The organism is Bacteroides sp. CAG:189, assembly GCF_000432295.1.
Taxonomy (GTDB): Bacteria; Bacteroidota; Bacteroidia; order Bacteroidales; family Bacteroidaceae; genus Bacteroides; species Bacteroides salyersiae.
Map to the genome: position 1 here is coordinate 25391 of NZ_HF991091.1, position 19757 is coordinate 45147.

18 protein-coding genes and 2 pseudogenes are annotated in these 19757 nt (G+C 42.3%); 12 read left to right on the forward strand and 8 right to left on the reverse strand.

The features are described from left to right. Nucleotides 1-143: 143 nt before the first annotated feature. Nucleotides 144-581 carry an acyl-CoA thioesterase gene (locus QVP90_RS12725; protein ID WP_005933635.1) on the reverse strand — a complete coding sequence of 146 codons (438 nt, stop codon included), beginning with the start codon at nt 579-581 and terminating at the stop codon, nt 144-146. A 78-nt stretch (nt 582-659) separates the two neighbouring features. Between QVP90_RS12725 and QVP90_RS12730 the strand changes: the two genes are divergently transcribed. From QVP90_RS12730 to glmM, 11 genes and pseudogenes are all read left to right on the forward strand, one after another. Then, nucleotides 660-1223, forward strand: coding sequence for an L-threonylcarbamoyladenylate synthase (locus QVP90_RS12730; protein WP_025818995.1), 564 nt, complete (start codon nt 660-662; stop codon nt 1221-1223). Continuing rightward, a complete protein-coding gene (locus QVP90_RS12735; RefSeq protein ID WP_005933629.1) occupies nt 1224-1793 on the forward strand; it encodes a sugar transferase in 570 nt (189 codons plus the stop codon). Between the two features lie 7 nt (nt 1794-1800). Then, entirely contained in the window at nt 1801-3591 is a 1791-nt protein-coding gene (locus QVP90_RS12740; RefSeq protein WP_005933626.1) for a chloride channel protein, read from the forward strand. 184 nt (nt 3592-3775) lie between these two features. Then, nucleotides 3776-4744: a methionyl-tRNA formyltransferase gene (fmt, locus tag QVP90_RS12745; protein WP_005933623.1), complete on the forward strand. Its 969-nt coding sequence runs from the start codon at nt 3776-3778 to the stop codon at nt 4742-4744. 304 nt (nt 4745-5048) lie between these two features. After that, the gene (locus QVP90_RS12750; protein WP_005933619.1) at nt 5049-5642 is read left to right on the forward strand and encodes an RNA polymerase sigma factor; all 594 of its coding nucleotides are present in this window, start codon (nt 5049-5051) and stop codon (nt 5640-5642) included. 78 nt (nt 5643-5720) lie between these two features. Beyond that, nucleotides 5721-5894, forward strand: a complete 174-nt coding sequence (locus QVP90_RS12755; protein ID WP_005933617.1) for a hypothetical protein — start codon at nt 5721-5723, stop codon at nt 5892-5894. 69 nt (nt 5895-5963) lie between these two features. Continuing rightward, entirely contained in the window at nt 5964-6614 is a 651-nt protein-coding gene (gene rpe, locus QVP90_RS12760; RefSeq protein WP_005933615.1) for a ribulose-phosphate 3-epimerase, read from the forward strand. A gap of 6 nt (nt 6615-6620) precedes the next feature. Continuing rightward, nucleotides 6621-8734, forward strand: a pseudogene (locus QVP90_RS12765) (ComEC/Rec2 family competence protein). A gap of 45 nt (nt 8735-8779) precedes the next feature. Continuing rightward, a complete protein-coding gene (locus QVP90_RS12770; protein WP_021936644.1) occupies nt 8780-9814 on the forward strand; it encodes a DHH family phosphoesterase in 1035 nt (344 codons plus the stop codon). A gap of 321 nt (nt 9815-10135) precedes the next feature. After that, a complete protein-coding gene (locus QVP90_RS12775; protein WP_021936645.1) occupies nt 10136-10834 on the forward strand; it encodes a DUF4827 domain-containing protein in 699 nt (232 codons plus the stop codon). Between the two features lie 46 nt (nt 10835-10880). Next, the gene (glmM, locus tag QVP90_RS12780) at nt 10881-12272 is read left to right on the forward strand and encodes a phosphoglucosamine mutase (protein ID WP_007482123.1); all 1392 of its coding nucleotides are present in this window, start codon (nt 10881-10883) and stop codon (nt 12270-12272) included. A gap of 231 nt (nt 12273-12503) precedes the next feature. Here glmM and QVP90_RS12785 read toward each other — a convergent pair whose 3' ends face one another. Next, nucleotides 12504-13025 carry an NUDIX hydrolase gene (locus QVP90_RS12785; RefSeq protein ID WP_021936646.1) on the reverse strand — a complete coding sequence of 174 codons (522 nt, stop codon included), beginning with the start codon at nt 13023-13025 and terminating at the stop codon, nt 12504-12506. A gap of 50 nt (nt 13026-13075) precedes the next feature. After that, complete coding sequence (locus tag QVP90_RS12790) at nt 13076-14296, reverse strand: S-adenosylmethionine:tRNA ribosyltransferase-isomerase (protein ID WP_005933601.1); 1221 nt, start codon at nt 14294-14296, stop codon at nt 13076-13078. Between the two features lie 80 nt (nt 14297-14376). On the opposite strand from QVP90_RS12790, the gene QVP90_RS12795 reads away from it, so the two are divergent. Further along, nucleotides 14377-15429 carry a DUF2027 domain-containing protein gene (locus tag QVP90_RS12795; RefSeq protein WP_007482124.1) on the forward strand — a complete coding sequence of 351 codons (1053 nt, stop codon included), beginning with the start codon at nt 14377-14379 and terminating at the stop codon, nt 15427-15429. A gap of 84 nt (nt 15430-15513) precedes the next feature. Here QVP90_RS12795 and QVP90_RS12800 read toward each other — a convergent pair whose 3' ends face one another. The 5 genes and pseudogenes from QVP90_RS12800 to QVP90_RS12820 form a co-directional block, all read right to left on the reverse strand. Then, complete coding sequence (locus QVP90_RS12800; RefSeq protein ID WP_005933596.1) at nt 15514-15870, reverse strand: hypothetical protein; 357 nt, start codon at nt 15868-15870, stop codon at nt 15514-15516. Between the two features lie 248 nt (nt 15871-16118). Further along, on the reverse strand, nt 16119-16721 hold the full coding sequence (locus tag QVP90_RS12805; RefSeq protein WP_005933593.1) for a lysine exporter LysO family protein: 603 nt from the start codon (nt 16719-16721) through the stop codon (nt 16119-16121). Beyond that, complete coding sequence (locus QVP90_RS12810) at nt 16718-16999, reverse strand: LysO family transporter (RefSeq protein WP_021936647.1); 282 nt, start codon at nt 16997-16999, stop codon at nt 16718-16720. The genes QVP90_RS12805 and QVP90_RS12810 overlap by 4 nt, the downstream gene beginning before the upstream one ends. A gap of 81 nt (nt 17000-17080) precedes the next feature. Continuing rightward, nucleotides 17081-18109 carry a DUF4249 domain-containing protein gene (locus QVP90_RS12815; RefSeq protein ID WP_007482125.1) on the reverse strand — a complete coding sequence of 343 codons (1029 nt, stop codon included), beginning with the start codon at nt 18107-18109 and terminating at the stop codon, nt 17081-17083. Between the two features lie 5 nt (nt 18110-18114). Further along, a pseudogene (locus QVP90_RS12820) lies at nt 18115-19757 on the reverse strand (TonB-dependent receptor); the annotation flags it as partial.

Genomic DNA, 19757 nt, shown 5'->3' on the forward strand with positions numbered 1-19757 from the left:
GAGAAGCACTTTTCTCCAACAAGCTGTAAAAGTACGAAAAAAACAGGAAGCACAGATAGAATGTAGCGAAAATATTTCATGGGATGATATTTTCGCTTTGTAGAAACTTTGTCCGGTTGGACGTTTTGAGGTAGCGGAAGATTCTATGCTTTTTTCTTTCTTACATCTCTTCCTTCGTATTCGCAGATGGCATTTATCCACTCTTCCGGCAGTGGTTTGGATTCGTGCTTATCCAGATCAAACGCTACCATGACGGAGGTACAGATGCATTTTACTTCTTCGGTTTCCACATCGATTACCCGTTGGATGAGGTGGAAACTTTTAGTGCCGATTTCCGATACGGCCGTTTGTACGGCAATCCGGTCCGATGCAAAAATCTGAGTGAGGAAGTTTGCTTCGATGTGAACTACTACAATACCATCTTTTTCCCAATCTACTCCTGGGCAGACAGAAGCGAAATATTCTGTTTTTCCAAGATCGTAAAATGAAAAGTAAACCGTGTTGTTGACATGACCGAATTTGTCTACATCATTGAAGCGTAGTTGTATAGGCAGGGTGTGGCGAAATTTAATTTCTTCCATTGTTTTCTCTTAAACTTTGTTATTACCATGCAAAAGTAGTATTTTTGCGCGTTATTCTCATCAGATATGAATCAAGAAATGATAGAAGATATTAAAAAAGCTTGCCAGGTAATGCAGGAGGGGGGAGTCATCCTTTATCCTACAGATACCGTTTGGGGATTGGGGTGCGACGCTACCAATCCGGATGCTGTGCGTAGGGTATATGAGATTAAGCAGCGTGCTGACAGCAAGGCGATGCTGGTATTGGTCGATTCGCCCGTAAAAGTAGATTTCTACGTACAGGATGTTCCTGATGTTGCATGGGATTTGATCGAGGTTGCTGATAAGCCGTTGACTATCATCTATTCCGGTGCACGTAACTTGGCTCCCAATCTGCTTGCTGAAGATGGCAGTGTAGGTATCCGTGTGACCGGTGAAGATTTTTCACGTCGCCTTTGTCAGCAATTTCGCAAAGCCATTGTTTCAACCTCGGCAAATATAAGCGGGCAACCGGGTGCAGCTAATTTCAGCGAGATAAGTGATGAGGTTAAATCACAAGTAGATTATGTTGTCGGTTTTCGTCAGGATGACATGAGCCGTCCGAAGCCGTCGAGTATTATTAAACTCGAAAAAGGTGGGGTAATAAAGATAATACGTGAATAGATGAAGCAGTTGATGGATTATATAGTGGCGGCGTTGGTGTTGCTGCTGTGTTGGCCATTACTGCTCTATATTGCTATTCGTATCCGCATGCAGGGAACGGGTAGTGTTTTTTACCAACAGGAGCGGTTGGGAAAGGGAGGTATTCCTTTTCGGATGGTGAAGTTTCGTACGATGGTGGCGGATGCCGAAGACGGCACTCCTTTGCTCGCTGTCTCCGATGATTGTCGTGTGACACCTTTCGGACGTACGTTGCGTAAACATCATCTGGATGAATTGCCACAATTTTGGAATGTGCTGAAAGGAGATATGTCCATTGTAGGCCCCCGCCCCGAACGTGCTTATTTCGTACAGCAGATTCTAAAGAAAGAACCCCGTTATAAACAGGTGTTCCGTTTGAAACCGGGAATTACTTCTTTGGGAATGGTGAAATTCGGTTATGCTAACACGACAGAGAAAATGGTTGAACGTGCCCGTTACGACCTTTATTATTTAGAACACTATAGCTTTTGGCTCGATATCAAAATTCTGCTGGCAACGGTCCGGGAGGTTTGGATCGGCAAAGGCATTTAAAAATAAGATGGAAAAAGAAAAGATTACTCTGATCCAACGTTTTATCCGTTGGCGTGAAAACAACATTAAGGAGAAACAGTTTATTCTGATTCTCAGTTTTCTTGTAGGTATTTTCACAGCATTTGCTGCACTGATTTTGAAGTTCTTTATCCATTCGATACAGAATTTCCTCACTGATAATTTCAATGCTACGGAAGCGAACTACCTTTATTTGGTTTACCCGGTGGTGGGTATCTTCTTGTCGGGATGGTTCGTGCGGAACATTGTGAAAGATGATATCAGTCATGGGGTGACAAAGATTCTGTATGCTATCTCTCGCCGGCAAGGACGTATTAAACGCCATAATGTGTGGTCGTCTACGATTGCCAGTGCCATTACTATCGGTTTTGGCGGGTCGGTCGGAGCAGAAGCGCCTATTGTACTGACAGGTTCGGCCATCGGCTCTAACTTAGGAAGTGTGTTCAAGATGGAACATCGTACGTTGATGCTGCTTGTGGGGTGTGGTGCTGCCGGGGCCATTGCGGGCATTTTCAAAGCGCCGATTGCAGGACTGGTGTTCACGCTGGAAGTACTGATGATCGATCTTACGATGTCGTCTTTGTTGCCTCTGCTTATTTCTGCCGTAACTGCTGCAACGGTTTCCTATATTGTTACCGGCACGGAAGCCATGTTTAAATTCCATCTCGATCAGGCGTTTGAGCTAGAACGTATTCCTTTCGTTATTTTGTTAGGAATCTTTTGCGGACTCGTTTCTCTTTATTTTACCCGTGCCATGAATTCGGTGGAAGGGGTTTTTGGAAAACTCAACAATCCGTATAAGAAATTAGCTTTAGGCGGTGTGATGCTGAGTGTACTCATCTTTCTTTTTCCTCCGCTTTATGGTGAAGGTTACGACACAATTGAACTGTTGCTGAATGGAACGAGTAATGCCGATTGGGATACGGTACTGAACAATTCTTTGTTTTATGGTTATGGCAACCTTTTGCTGGTCTATTTGTGTTTGATTATCCTATTGAAAGTTTTTGCTTCCAGTGCTACAAATGGTGGTGGCGGTTGTGGTGGTATTTTTGCGCCTTCGCTTTATTTGGGTTGTATTGCCGGGTTTATCTTTTCTCATTTCAGCAATGACTTTGAGTTCTCTGCTTATTTGCCCGAAAAGAATTTCGCACTCATGGGGATGGCGGGTGTGATGAGTGGAGTAATGCATGCCCCATTGACAGGGGTGTTCCTTATTGCCGAGTTGACAGGCGGCTATGACTTGTTTTTGCCGTTGATGATTGTTTCCGTCAGTTCTTATTTGACTATTATCGCTTTTGAGCCGCATAGTATTTATTCCATGCGTTTGGCAAAGAAAGGCCAGTTGCTGACTCATCATAAAGACCGTGCCGTACTCACATTGATGAAGATGGAAAATGTGGTTGAAACAGATTTTGTAACTGTTCATCCGGAAATGGATTTAGGGGAATTGGTGAAAGCGATAGCTTCTTCTCACCGTAATGTTTTTCCGGTAACTGATAAAGAGGGTGTTCTGATTGGCATTGTCCTGTTGGATGACATCCGGAATATAATGTTCCGACAAGAACTTTATCATCGTTTTACGGTTAGTAAATTGATGACATCCGCACCGGCTAAATTGTTTAATACCGATGGTATGGAGCAGGTAATGCAGACTTTTGATGATACAAAAGCATGGAATTTACCTGTGGTGAACGAAGAAGGTAAGTATTTAGGATTTGTATCAAAGTCGAAAATATTCAATTCATATCGGCAGGTACTGGTGCATTTCTCGGAAGACTAAGAAATAATGTGCCAATATAATAATGTGCCAATGTGGCAATATGCCAATAGGCTGCGCTATGTAAAGGATATAAAACAAATTGGTGCATTTCTGAATTAGTATATTGGCATTTTATTGGATAATTGTTATTTCATTCCTTAATTGGCACATTGGCATATTAGCACATTATTTAATTATTTATAGTATGAAGAAAGAAGATCTGAGAATCGTTTATATGGGTACGCCCGAGTTTGCGGTGGAAGGCCTGCGTTGCCTTGTAGAAGGCGGATACAATATAGTCGGTGTTATTACGATGCCCGATAAACCTGCCGGGCGTGGACATAAAATTCAATATTCTCCAGTCAAGCAGTATGCATTGGATCATGATCTCCCCCTGTTGCAGCCGGAAAAACTAAAGGATGAGGCTTTTGTACAGGCTTTGCGTGATTGGAAAGCCGATTTGCAGATTGTAGTTGCCTTTCGTATGTTGCCCGAGGTGGTATGGAATATGCCCCGTTTGGGAACTTTTAACTTGCATGCTTCTTTGCTTCCTCAATATCGTGGAGCAGCTCCGATTAATTGGGCGGTGATTAACGGTGATACGGAAACAGGTATTACTACTTTCTTTTTGAAACATGAGATAGATACGGGAGAAGTTATTCAGCAAGTTCGTGTTCCTATTGCCGATACGGATAATGTAGGTGTCGTACACGATAAATTGATGGTGTTAGGTGGCCGTTTAGTTGTAGAAACGGTAGATGCAATATTGAATGATGAGGTAAAAGCTATTCCACAAGACGAAATGGCTGTTGTTGGCGAACTCCGTTCTGCACCGAAGATATTTAAAGAGACCTGTAGAATCGATTGGAATCAACCGGTGAAACGTATTTATGATTTTATTCGCGGACTTTCTCCTTATCCGGCTGCATGGTGTGAACTTACCGACGCTACCGGTGAAGCGGTTGCCGTAAAAGTGTTTGAGACAGAAAAAATACAGGAGACTCATCAGTTGGTTCCCGGCACGATTGTTACAGACGGTAAAAACTATCTGAAAATAGCTGCGACTGATGGTTTTGTAGGTATCCTGACTCTTCAGCTTCCCGGCAAAAAACGACTGAGAACAGATGAACTATTGCGTGGGTATAAAATAGATAAAACGGCATTGATGAGGTAATAATTGGAGAATGAAAGAATTAAGGAATGAAGAGAATGAAGAAATTCATCTGTTGACAATATTAGCCGATTATTCAATTGACATATTTCACGTTATTTTACAACGCAGTCCATTGGCCCACTTTCATTCTTTCATTGATCATTAACTTCGCCAATGAGTTAATATTGTTGTCTCCATTAAAAATATTTCTCTTTTCTTTTGGTTCTTTCATTGGGATTCCTTTTCTTTGTCCCGAGTTATTAATCCTTTAAATATGAATGCCTATAGAAACACGTTACGCTAATTATATCTAATCGCATACGTAATGGACACATGGAATAACAAGGCTGACGAAACGTTGGTCGCTCTCTATGCTAAAGGAGAGAATCAGGCATTTAATGTTCTTCTGAACAGATATAAGGATAAGCTATATACCTATATTTATTATATAGTACGCAACTCCGAGATGACAGAAGACATTTTTCAAGAAACATTTATGAAGGCAATTATCACAATTCGCCAAGGACGTTATAATGAGAATGGCAAATTCTCAGCATGGTTGCGCCGTATTGCCCATAATTTGATTATTGACTCTTTCCGCCAAGAAAAATCCGAGAATCTGGTATCTTGCGATGAACCGGAAGTGAACATTCTGAACAATATAGGCTTGGCCGAAGGTACGATAGAAAATACGATTGTCAACCGGCAGATATTGGCGGATGTACGTCGTTTGATGGAATTTTTGCCGGATGAACAGCGCGAAGTGGTGTATATGCGTTTCTATCAAGATCTTAGTTTTAAAGAGATTGCCGAGCAAACAGGTGTAAGCATTAATACTTCTTTGGGTCGCATGCGCTATGCTATCCTTAATTTGCGTCGTATGGCAGAAAAGAATGGAGTCGTTCTTACCGTAGACTAAATTTAATTAAGTACCTATATACTAAAAGGTTTGTTTCCTACGTTCTAAAGGAAACAAACCTTTTGATATATAAGGCCTATGAATAAAAAAACTACTCCCTCTCATCAGCAGTGTCCCGAAGAAAAGCATTTGCCGGAAAGTAAGAGACTCCGGGTCAGTGAACAAACATTGGCTTTTCTGCGTTCTTTTGCAAGTAACTATTATGTAGAACAGCAATTGCCGCAAGGGTTGCAGGGGATTATTTTGGGATAAATTTGTTACTTCCGTTTATTCCCCCTACTTTTGTATCATTGTACTAAATTCTTAAAAAAAGACGGACTAATGAAACCAATGATATCACCATCTATTCTCTCGGCAGACTTTGCTCATTTGGCTAAGGATGTTGAAATGTTAAACCGTAGTGAAGCCGATTGGGTTCATATCGATATTATGGATGGGGTATTTGTTCCTAACATTTCCTTTGGATTTCCTGTATTGAAATATGTGGCAAAGTTGAGTGAGAAACCGCTTGATGTGCATCTGATGATCGTGCAGCCCGAGAAATTTATTCAGGAAGTGAAGGCATTGGGTGCTCATGTGATGACTGTACATTATGAGGCATGTCCTCATTTGCACAGGGTGGTACAGCAGATTCGGGAGGCCGGTATGCAACCGGCTGTGACCATTAATCCTGCTACTCCGGTGGCAATGCTCCAGGATATCATCCGTGATGTGTACATGGTGCTTATTATGAGCGTTAATCCCGGTTTTGGCGGGCAGAAGTTTATAGAGCACTCGGTTGAGAAAGTTCGTGAACTTCGTGCTTTGATAGAACGTACAGGCTCTAAGGCTTTGATCGAAGTAGATGGTGGTGTAAATGTGGAAACCGGTGCACGTTTAGTGGCTGCCGGAGCAGATATCTTAGTGGCAGGAAACGCAGTATTTGCCGCTGAAGATCCCGAAGGAATGATCCGTCGTTTGAAAGAGCTATAATAAATAATGCTCTTTGCCTGGCTACATCGCTATCCTTTTTTTCGCTTGTTAGGCCCTTTGATTGTGGGCATTTATTGCAGCGATGAACTTATTTTCCAGGGGCAATCCGGTTGGGTTGCCTCTTGTGTTTTTCCGCTATTCTTTTCTTTTCTCGGGATATTGATGCTTTCTTCTTTTCAGAAATGCTATTCCAGACGTTGGATATTCGGTGTTGTTCTTTTTTTCTTTTGCTTTGTTTTAGGTTTTATGAGGATGAATTGTCAAATGCAGGCGGTTGAATTTGCTTTTGGCAGTGAAGAAACGACTTATCGAATGTTTCTTGTAGAAGAACCACAGATAAAAGAACGAAACGTTTTCTGCCGGGTATTATTGACAGAACGGATTGATTCATCTTATCGAAAAACAACGCTGAATCACAAAGCTATTGTTTATTTGAGTAGGGATTCGCTTAGTGAATGTTTAGGTTGTGGTGACGAATTAATTGCCTATACCGGGTTTTCTACTCCTGCCAATAATGGGAATCCGGATGAGTTTGACTATGCCCGTTTTCTTTTTCGGCATCAGGTTAGTGCCATTGGAAATGTTCATACGGGTAAGTGGAGAAGAATTTCACAAGATGCTGTCCATTCGTTTCGGCAAAAGGCATTTGATTGCAGAGAGCGGGTATTGGCCATTTATCGTCATCTGGGATTCCAAGGAGATGATTTTGCGGTACTTTCTGCCCTTACCGTGGGGTATAAAGAGGGGTTGAGTGAGGAAATACGCGAGAGTTTTTCGGTATCCGGTTCCAGTCATGTACTGGCGTTGTCCGGTTTGCATATCGGTTTTTTGTATGCGTTGCTTTGCTTTGGTTTTGTCTACGGTGGTTGCCGGGGCGTTGGCGGGCAATGGCGGTGTTGCGTACCTTATTGATCATTGCATTTCTTTGGGGATTTGCTTTTTTCACAGGACTGTCTGCTTCGGTGGTTCGTTCGGTATTTATGTTTTCTTTATTTGCTTTGTCGGGGCTGAGCCGGCGAAAGAATTTTTCTTTGAATACGCTTTTTGCGGTGGCTTTCTTTATGCTTCTCTGTCGGCCTGTCTGGCTGTTTGACGTTGGTTTCCAACTTTCGTTTTGTGCAGTGACGGCCATATTGCTATTACAACCGCGGATATACAGGTGGTTTCCCGGAGTACATTCCCGCATCGGTCATTATCTGTGCGGTTTAATGAGTGTCTCTATTGCTGCGCAGATTGGTACGGCTCCGTTGGTACTTCTGTATTTTTCCCGATTCTCTACACATTTTTTGTTGACCAATTTATTGGTAATACCTCTTGTTTCCTTTATTATGTATACAACTGTCATCATGTTGTTGTTTACGCCTTATTTTCCTCTTCAATCGATTATTGCGATAGGAGTAAAGTGGCTGATCGGATTGTTGAACTCTTGTGTCCGTTGGGTAGAGCAACTTCCCTGGGCATCCTTTGATGGCATATGGCTTTACGGTACAGATGTATTGGGTATTTATCTTTTTCTCTTTTTATTAGGATACTATTTGAATACATGCAAAGCGAGGGGTTTGATTATCGGTACTTTCTGTTTGTTGGCTGTTTGTACCTGCCATATGGTACGGCAGGCTAATGATCGTCCTAAACCGGGTTTTGTGTTTTATAATGTTCGTAACTGCCCTGCGGTTCACTGTTTGGCAGCCGATGGGCATTCCTGGCTGATTTATGCAGATAGCATTCCGGATACTTCCCGCTTGCGTAAAGCTGTTTCCGGATATTGGAATCGCTTGCATCTGGAGCCACCACAAGCTATAATTACGGACTATACAGGGGATATGTTGGCTTATCGTGATCATATTCTTTCTTATTCCGGTCAGCGTATTTGTGTGGTTAGTGATAACCGTTGGCGGAACAAATGGGCGGCTCAGCCGTTATCTATAGATTATCTTTATTTGTGTAAGGGGTATGATGGCTGTTTGAAAGAACTGTTGGAGTTGTTTACGGTTCGTACTGTAATATTGGATGCTTCCCTTTCTGATCGTCGCCGGCAGGCATACGGGAAAGAGTGCAGACAGTTGGATCTTCCTTTTATATCACTGCCGGATGAAGGTTCTGTGAGCTTTATGCTTTAAGTATGAAGAAATATCGTAATTTTGCCGTGAAATAATATATAGTATATGTTGACTAAAGTAATTGAACAAGCTAAGATAGATCATTTTACGAAATGGTTTGAACGTGCTGATAAGATAGTGATTGTGTCTCATGTGTCGCCCGATGGTGATGCGATCGGTTCCTCTTTAGGGTTAGCCCAATTTTTGGATTCACAGGATAAAGCCGTCAATGTTATTGTACCCAACGCTTTTCCCGATTTCCTGAAATGGATGCCTGGCAGTAAAGATATTCTGCTCTATGACCGCTATAAGGAGTTTGCTGATAAATTGATAAACGAGGCTGATATTATTTGTTGTCTCGACTTTAATTCTTTGAAACGTATTGAGGAAATGGCGGATTCGGTAGCAACTTCCCCCGCCCGTAAAATCCTGATTGATCATCACCTTTATCCGGAAGATTTTTGTAGGATCGTCATTTCTCATCCGGAAATTTCTTCCACTTCCGAACTTGTTTTCCGTTTGATTTGTCGTATGGGGTATTTCAGTGATATTTCTCGTGAAGGTGCCGAATGTATCTATACAGGTATGATGACCGATACCGGAGGGTTTACGTATAATTCCAATAACCGTGAGATTTACTTTATTATAAGCGAATTGTTGTCTAAAGGAATTGATAAGGATGATATTTATCGAAAGGTGTACAATACTTATTCGGAGAGCCGGTTGAGATTGATGGGATACGTATTGTCGAATATGAAAGTCTATCGTGAGTACAATTCCGCATTGATTTCTTTGACTAAAGAAGAACAAGGTAAGTTCGACTATATTAAAGGTGATAGCGAAGGATTTGTCAATATCCCTCTTTCAATAAAGAATGTTCGTTTTTCTTGTTTCTTACGGGAAGATACAGAGAGAAGGATAATTAAGAGCTCCTTGCGTTCTGTCGGAACATTCCCTTGTAATAAGTTAGCTGCGGAATTCTTCAATGGCGGTGGACATCTGAATGCCTCAGGCGGTGAGTTTACCGGTACGATGGCCGAAGCTAAGCAGGTTTTTGAAGAAGCATTGAAAAAATATAAAACGTTGCTGACGGAAAACTAAAAAAGAGATGAAGAGATTAATGGGAGATGGAAGAAGTAAATGAGCCTTTTAGGCGATGAGTTTTATCTTATTGGAACGATGAGTTTCATTCTGTTGCAACACTAAGTTTCATTCTATCGGAACAATGAGTTCCAATAGAATGAATCATAGTACTTCTCCCATCTCTCATCTTCCATCTTCCCTTAATCCTCCTTCTTCTCTTAATTCCCTCCTTTCTTTTGAACTAAATAAGTTAAAAGTGTTGAACTTTCAACTCTCAACATTCAATTTTCAACTAAATTGCGGTACATTTGTACGGACATATAGTTAAGATACAGACGAATGAAGAAACTTATATTATTATTTATCTCTCTGCTGGCTGTTGGAGCCGCTTTTCAATCATGTGATAATACGAAGACTTATGCCGAGATGCTTGAGGAAGAGAGAGATGGTGTGAATGATTTTATTAATAAGTATAATATTCAGGTAATCTCCGAAAGTGAATTTCTGGTGGATACCATCACTAAATGTGAACCCGATTATCCGGGATACAATCAATATGTCGGTTTTTCGAATGGTGTCTACATGCAGATTGTGAAACGTTTTGGAACTCCGCGTGCATCGTCTGTTCCTTATCCGAATCTGGAGTCTGCTCTCCCTTTTGAGAACAACAATCTGATCCTTGCACGTTTTATAGAGAAAGATATTCTTACGGACTCTATTACATTAGCTTCTAATGTCGATAATCCCTATTTAGGATTTTTGAATGATTATCCGGCAGGCTTCCGCTATACGGTTAGTGGGACTACTATTTACGGGCAGTTTGTGCAGGAGCCGGGGATTTCTTCTTACTATTATTATGACTATACCATAGATGGCATGTATGGCACTTCTGTTCCTGCAGGCTGGCTTATGGCGTTGCAATATGTGAAAGATGGTGCGCACGTAAAGTTGATTGTTCCTTCGAAGAGCGGACACTCGATTGCACAGCAGAAAGTATATCCTTACTTCTATGATATACGGGAACTTTCTATCGATTAATACAACACTGATACAACTAACTTTAATTTTTGATATTTAAATCCTTATGACTCTAATCAAATCTATCTCTGGTATCCGCGGAACGATTGGCGGAGGGGCAGGCGAGGGATTGAACCCGCTTGACATAGTGAAATTCACGTCGGCTTATGCCACTTTGATTCGTAAGACATGTAAATCGACCAGTAATAAAATCGTTGTAGGCCGTGATGCACGTATCTCCGGTGAAATGGTGAAGAACGTAGTAGTCGGTACTCTTATGGGTATGGGTTGGGATGTAGTAGATATTGATCTTGCTTCTACTCCTACTACCGAGTTGGCTGTAACGATGGAGGGAGCTTGCGGAGGTATTATCCTGACCGCTTCGCATAATCCTAAACAGTGGAATGCATTGAAACTTCTCAACGAGCATGGCGAGTTCTTGAATGCAGCCGAAGGAAATGAAGTTCTTCGCATTGCTGAAGCGGAAGAATTTGATTATGCCGATGTAGACCATCTCGGTTCTTATCGCAAAGACCTTACTTATAACACAAAGCATATTGACAGTGTGCTGGCACTCGACTTGGTGGATGTGGACGCTATTAAGAAAGCAGACTTCCGTGTGGCGATCGATTGTGTAAATTCGGTTGGTGGAATTATACTTCCCGAGTTGTTGGAACGTTTGGGCGTGAAGCATGTAGAAAAGCTCTATTGTGAGCCTACCGGAAACTTTGCACACAATCCGGAGCCGCTTGAAAAGAATTTGGGAGATATCATGAATCTTATGAAAGGCGGTAAGGCAGATGTGGCTTTTGTTGTAGATCCGGATGTGGATCGCTTGGCTATGATTTGTGAAAACGGTGTGATGTATGGCGAAGAATATACATTGGTAACCGTAGCCGATTATGTATTGAAGCATACTCCGGGCAATACGGTTTCTAATTTAAGTTCTACCCGCGCTTTGCGTGATGTGACTCGTAAATATGGTATGGAATACAATGCTTCGGCGGTAGGCGAGGTTAATGTGGTGACTAAGATGAAAGCTACCAATGCCGTTATTGGTGGTGAAGGCAACGGTGGAGTTATTTATCCGGCCAGTCATTACGGACGTGATGCTTTGGTAGGTATCGCCCTTTTCCTCAGTCATTTGGCTCATGAAGGTAAAAAGGTGAGCGAGTTGCGTGCTACTTATCCTCCTTACTTTATTGCCAAGAATCGTGTAGATCTTACTCCGGAAATAGATGTGGATGCTATTTTGGCTAAGGTGAAGGAAATCTATAAGAACGAGGAGATTAATGATATCGACGGTGTGAAGATTGATTTTGCCGACAAATGGGTACACTTGCGTAAGAGTAATACGGAACCGATTATCCGTGTGTATAGCGAGGCATCTACAATGGAAGCTGCCGAAGAAATCGGGCAGAAGATCATGGATGTCATTAACGATTTGGCAAAAAAATAAAACTGTATTTAGTTTTAGCTAATACAGTATTTATTGTTGTAATCATAAAGTAATTCAGTTAAACTACACATATTAAAATTAAAGAGGAGGTCAGTGACTTCCTCTTTTTTATATATACCTGTAAGAATCTCTTTAGGAAGTATTCTTAGTATACTTTTAAAACGGTTTTTAGTAAAGATAGGTTAGTATATAACGATATGTTTCATTATCGGTTGTGATAACATTTCGCTATTATACTTTGTTCGAAGTGTGTAACGCAATGACTTTCTCTATCTCTCCTTCAAAATTTGGAGTAAACACCTCTTTTCCCAAGTTCTCTTTTATCTCTTCCAAACTCCAGAATCGGCCACCATTTAATTCATCGCTGGGGTGTATTTCTCCGTCGTATATGGTTTTGTGTACGAAGACGAGCTCCCGTTCGCGGGTAGATTCAAAAATATAACTGGTTAACTTTTCCGGCATAAAATCCGTGATACCTAATTCTTCCTGTGTTTCGCGTCTTAGGGCAATATCTACACTTTCCTCCAAGTCGATGTGCCCTCCTACAGAGGTATCCCATTTCCCCGGCTGTATGTCTTTCCAATCCGGACGTTTCTGTAAATATAGTTCTCCTTTACTATTGAAAACATGCAGGTGTATTACCGGATGGAGCAGTTTGCTGCCGTTATGGCATTCGCCACGGGTGGCGGCAGCGATGATGTTTCCTTCTTCGTCTACAACGGGGAACATCTCTTCGTTATTATCGCTTTGCATCTTTATTGTCTTTTAAAAGGTTTGGTTCGCCTTGAATGGCATATGAATGTTTATGGGATCAGCAACGATGAATCTCCGTAACTCAGAAAACGGAAATCGTGACTGAGTGCATAGTCGTATATCGTTCGCCAGTTTCCTTTTACAAATGCTGAAACCAAAAGCAGCAAGGTACTTTGCGGCTGGTGGAAATTGGTTATCATTGCTTTTACTATCTTATAGTCGTATCCGGGGGCGATGATGATCTGTGTACTGGTGTGCAAAGTCTCCATACCGTTGTAATCAAGGTAATCCAGTATTTTCTGAAGCGCCACGACCGGCGGAATCTCATCGTATTTTTCGTAGGGTTGCCATTGGCGTACGTGGAGTTCCTCTTCTGTTGCTTGTGGATTGGCAGCCAGAGTTACTCCGATATGATACAGACTTTCTAAAGTACGTACCGAGGTTGTTCCCACGGCAATGGCACAGGCGTTATGGCCGATCAACTTCCGGAGGGTCGAACGTGAGACGGAAATGTATTCCGTATGCATTTCGTGTCCTTCAATTTCTTCACTTTTTACCGGTTTGAATGTTCCTGCTCCCACATGCAATGTCAGTTCTTCCAGATCGACTCCTTTTTTCCGGAGAGTATCCAGTACCCGTGGTGTAAAGTGAAGTCCTGCTGTCGGGGCGGCTACGGAACCTTTTATTTTTGAATATACCGTTTGATAAGTCTCCTTGTCGCTTTCCTGGGTTTCCCGGTTCAGGTAGGGCGGGATGGGCAACTCTCCGAAAACCTCTAAGATATCGGCAAAGGTGACTTCGGAATTATTCCAAGAGAAGTCTACCCAGTGGCTTGTTCCCCGGCATTCGCCACGTGTGGCGGTAAGTGTGAGCGGATGTCCCTTTACCGTCAGTTCTCTGTGGAGCGGGCCCTCTTTCCATTTCTTCAGGTTGCCGATCATGCAGAGCCATGCTGCATGTTCCGTTTGCTGAAAGTTCAGTGCGTAGTCATTCGGTTGGACAGGCTCGAGGCAAAACACCTCTATCAGTGCTCCTGTTTCTTTACGGAAGTGGAGGCGGGCCTGAATGACTTTCGTGTTGTTGAATATCATCAGGCTGTCTTTGGCGAGGTATTTGGGAAGAGAGGTAAACACGTCTTCGGTTACTGCACCTTGACGGTATACGAGCAGTTTTGACTGGTCACGTACGGGAAGGGGAAATTTGGCGATACGTTCCTCCGGCAGGGGATAGTTGTATTCGCTAATACGGATATGTTTAGGGTTTTCTTTCATCTTTTCTTTCATTACGATCGCAAAAGTAACTATATTTGCCCTAAATTGTAGTTTGTAAACGGTAAATTGTAAATAGAAAAATGAAAATAGGTGATAAAGTGCGCTTTCTCAGTGAAGTAGGCGGGGGAATTGTGAAAGGTTTCCAGGGAAAAGACATTGTGTTGGTGGAAGATGCGGACGGATTTGATATCCCGATGCAGGTTCGTGAGTGCGTGGTGATTGAAACGGACGACTATAACATAAATAGAAAACCGGCTGCGGCTCCTAAAAAGGCTGAAGAACCTGCCAAGCCCGTCAAACCGGAAATTCCTGTTCTGCAGCGTCGACCGGAAATGCGGGGTGGGGATGTTCTGAACGTTTTTTTAGCTTTCGTGCCCGAAGATGTCAAGGCTATCAGCAGCACTGCTTTCGAGGCTTATCTGGTGAATGATAGTAATTACTATCTTTATTATACTTACCTCAGTGCTGAAGGCAAGGCTTGGAAAACTCGCTCTCACGGATTGGCAGAGCCTAATACGAAGCTGTTTCTTGAGGATTTTGCCAAAGACGTATTGAATGAATTGGAGCGTGTTTCCATACAGTTTATTGCTTTTAAGGACAGCAAGACTTTCTCTGTGAAACCGGCGGTCAGTGTGGAGCTTCGTATCGATACGGTAAAGTTCTATAAACTGCATACTTTCCGTGAATCGGATTTCTTTGAAGAGCCGGCATTGATTTATGATATCATAACAAATGATGTTCCGGCTAAGCAGGTGTATGTTTCGGCCGAAGAAATACAGGCGGCTCTGTTGCAGAAAAAAGATGTGGAGAAACCTAAATCACAGCCGATCGTGAAACGGGGTGTTTCCAATGGTATTGTGGAGGTAGATCTGCATATCAATGAATTGTTGGATGATACTCATGGTATGAGTAATGCCGAGATATTGAATTATCAGTTGGATAAGTTTCGTGAGGTGATGGAACGGTATAAGACAAAGCGCGAACAAAAAATAGTTTTCATTCACGGTAAGGGAGATGGAGTACTCCGCAAGGCCTTACTCGATGAGTTAAAGCGCAAATATAGCACTTGCCGTTATCAGGACGCTTCTTTTCAGGAATATGGTTTTGGAGCTACATTGGTAACTATCCGTTAGGTTTCGTTACGAAGTAATGATAGAAAAAAAGGTGCCGACGCATAAAACTGTCGACACCTTTTTCACATTTATGTATTAATCAATTTACTTGCTCAGTTCAATGCCTTTATTCTTTAAAGTGATGTTCAGTAAAGCTGTGTATTTGGCATACTGTTCATCGGTGAGCGTTCTTTTCATCAATTTCAGGTTTCCGTAAACGGCGTTGTGCAACTTTGTTTCCTTATTTTTTCTGGCAACAGTAGCACGTCCCATCTGTTCTGTGAAATATTCACAGATATTGGAAACCTCTTCACTTTGTACTGAATTTAAATTCAGATACTGACTCAACTTATTTACGTTGATGTTTCCTTCCCATTTTGCAGTCGTAGGTTGGTTTCCTGCTGCAAAAGTCATAGCAGCCAGGCAGAATGCTGCCACGAATGTTAATCCTAATCTTTTCATAATACCTACTTTTTAATTGTTATACCTAAAAACTAATCCTAAAAACTAAATCTAATACCTATTGAAAACGTAGTTAAGCGCTTAATTTTTCTTTTTACCTATGCAAATATAAGAATATGTTTTATAGCATAAAAATAAAATAGGGATAAAGTGCATATTACACCTGCATTTATTGATGTACATCAATAAATGAGCATTAAAAAGTAGAAGATATGCCTTTAAATGTAATCTATTTGAAATACGTTTGCCTACACGGAACAGAATAGTGTCACAAGAAACGGTACGCTGAAATCTACAATAAAGCCATGAAAGATGGAAATTATGACAAATTCTTTTCCGCAATAGCGGGTAATGATGGGTAGAGTAGTATCCATGGTGGTAGCACCGCCTACGGAGATGGGAGCCAGCCGGCCGAAAAACTTCACGAAAAGTGAGGCACCTAACAGGGCTATAATTTCACGAAGAATATTCGATAGCAATGCAATCGTTCCTAATTCTGCCCCTTTATATTCGGTGATGAAGATACTGGAGAGGGAATAATAACCGAATCCGGCACCTACCGCCATACAATCTGTGGCCGAACGATGGGGCAGGAACAAGCTGGCAACAGCACATCCGGCTAACGTACCCAGTATTGTCATGACAGGTAGAAAGAGCAACCGTGGATTGAGCGAGCGGAAACTTTTCAAGGTATTCGGATCGTTACCGATACTGATTCCGACACAGAACATCAGGCCGCACAGGGCATAATAACTTAGATTGCTGTGAGTGAATTCATACGGAATCAGATGATATAACCCGCAAAAGGTTCCTACGATAAAGAATGAAACGATAATGAGACTCCCTTTCATTGCTTCGCCTCCTTATTCCTTATATATACAAGGTACCACAGTCCCCATGCTGCCAGTACGCTTCCGGCAACGGCGGCGAATGTGATGGCAAGAGCTTCCAGGCCGATGGCATGCAGGATCCTGATGATCGTTTCGTTTCCTCCTACGTCGATGCCTAATAGAAAAAGCAGCAGCCATATCAGTAGGGTGATCACTTTATGAATCCATAAAAGACGTTTGCTCCGCAACAGATAGCCGACGAGCATTCCTGTGAGCATTATTCCGATAATAGTAAACATGATTTCCGTACTTTTAGGCTGCAAAGATAATGTTTTCTTATGGTGTAGGCAGTGCAAGGTTCATTCTTTGACCGATATTTTTTATCGTTCGTCATACTTTTCATCTGTGAGATTGATCTTTACGCTTGTTTCTGTGCTGATGCTCACGATTCCGAGTCCGCCGTGCACATTACTGGCAAAGACAATCGGTTCCATGATGGTTTCATCGTACACATCGGAGTCGATTAGATTCAGTGCTTTAAAATACAGAAAATCCGTTTCGTTGATACTGAGCAGCCGGACGTGGCAATCGCTGATTTTCCGTTTGACAGTGTGAGGCGGAAAGAGATCCGGCCACTCTTCATAACTTGTAGCATAAACTGTCATCGTATAACTTTGTCCGGCGAAGCGGCTGTTATCGAATACTCCATAGATGTTTTCTGCTTGTTCGAACAGGTCGTTGTCATTTCCCGACATGGATGGGTGTCCGTCAGTAAGGACTACATCTTCGCGAGAAAGCATTCGAAAGTTCTGGCTGGTAAGTATTGTGTCTTTTAGTTCGGGACTGAAAATGGTAGCGTAGATCGTGTTACGGCGATCCAGAACGAGCCGGTAATAATTCCTCGTATTATCAGTGCGGTCAGAAAATGTGATACGGTAACGCAGGCGGTTTGTATAATAGTTGTCGTACTCATTGACCGGGACGGTTGCTGTGTCTACCCGTACGATGGGCATTGGTGGCTGTGGGACAATTACTTCTGCCCAAGCATGATGGACACTGTCTCCGGTCATGGCATCGATACGTACTTTGTCTCCAGGGTGGAACTTTGTGGTAATAAGAAAGCGTTTCTGAAGGGAGGTAAATTCCCCTTCGGGCATCGGCAATGCTTCCGGAGTCTCTACCAATGCGTCATTCACCCGGATCTCTACGCTGGCGTCAGTGACGTGGCTGATTACATTCTGCCCGCTTTTATTGAGATAGAGCACATTGTTTGTGCTGTCGGCATTAATGAGTGCGTTCATTATCAGCTTGGGCGGGTTGGCTTCTTTGTTAAAAGGGATTTCATTTTCACAACTGCTGATGAATGTCGATAGCAGAAAAAGAAGCAACAGGTTCTCTCTTTTTATCATAATGCTTAGAATTTATAAGTGTAAGTGACGGAAGGAATACAGGGTAATATGGTCAGCTTGGTTATTTTCCGTTTCCCGGGTATATATTGATAGTAGACTTTCCCATTTTCCTGATTTTTGATATATGTGGCGTATCCACCGCTTCCGTTACTGTATACCAAGGTCGGATTCATTGCATTATAGGCGTTGTAAAGGCTGATGTTCCAGGTACGGATACCGTGTTTGGTCTTTTTATTGAAATTGACACCTATGTTGAGGCGGTGACTGGCGGGAAGCCTGTAGTTATTGCGATGTTCAACGTAATCTTCCTGCCGGACAAAATTTTCTCCGGGACGGATTACAGCCGTTACCTCTTCGGGAATGGTAGCTGTTCCACCGGTAGCAAATATCCATGAAACTCCTATGTCGATCCGGTTATTGAATTGATGATTGGCTACTAAGGTGAGATTATGCCTCCGGTCATACTTATAGGGAAATCGTATTCCATTATTGATACTGCCCGGAGAGAACTTACGATCGCTTTTCGCCAGTGTGTAGGCTATCCATCCGGTTGTTTTTCCGGTAGCTTTCTGTACCATGAACTCTATTCCCATGGAGCGCCCTTTTCCCATTTCTACCTTGTTCTCCCAGCCGGAAGAAGATCCTAAGAAACTGACTCCTTCTTTATATTCCAGAACATTACGCATTTGCTTGTAGTAACCTTCTACAGAAAACTCCCATCCTTTCAGGCCCGTATAATAACTTCCCAATGAATATTGATGAGCTTGCATCGGTTTGATTTTGCTGGTTACGGGCACCCACAGGTCTGTCGGCATGGAGATGGGAGTTGATGAAAGCAGATGTATATACTGGCTCATTTTGGTATACGACGTTTTCAATGCGATGTCTTTATTCAATTGATAACGGGCGGATACACGGGGCTGTGCGGAGAAATAACTCTTTTTCTGCACATAAAATGTGGATAGGTGTAAACCGATATTCATGCGCAGGCGCGAACCGATATCGAAATTGTCTTCTATGTATGCTGATATTTCGTGTGCCCGGACTGTACTATTGGAGATACTGTTGTAGGTGGTATCCTGTGCAATGTCGCCCTCTTCCTTTTCTGTGATTTTGGAAGTTGCCACTTCCGGGTGAAAATTGTGGCGGAGGTAACCTGCGCCGAATTTGATATGATGCGTGGGAGACGGATTGTAATCGAAATCCATTTGATAATTCCAGTCGCGGATGCCGGAATGATAGTTGGCAAGGTAGCTGCTTTCGTTTACTGCATTGCCAACCCAGTTGCTGCTGTATGTGCCGGAGTTGGCATCCATTTGATATTTGTTGTAAGCGATGGTGGTGTTGCAGAACAATTTCTGGTTGAAGATATAATTCCAGCGGACGGATGCAACAGTGTTTCCCCAGTCGAGCGACATTTTATTTTCATAGGTGTTGCCGAAATCATAATCATTGCCCCATGTGGTGGTAGAAAATACACTTTTACTTTTGAAAGAGTAATGATCTTTTCCTTTATAAAAACTGAGAAAGAGACGGCTTCGGTCTGAAAACTTGTGGTTGACCTTTGCGTTGATATCGTAGAAATAATAACTCATTTTGTCATCTTTGGGCATAAAAGGTTTGGCTATCAGATCTATATAAGAGCGTC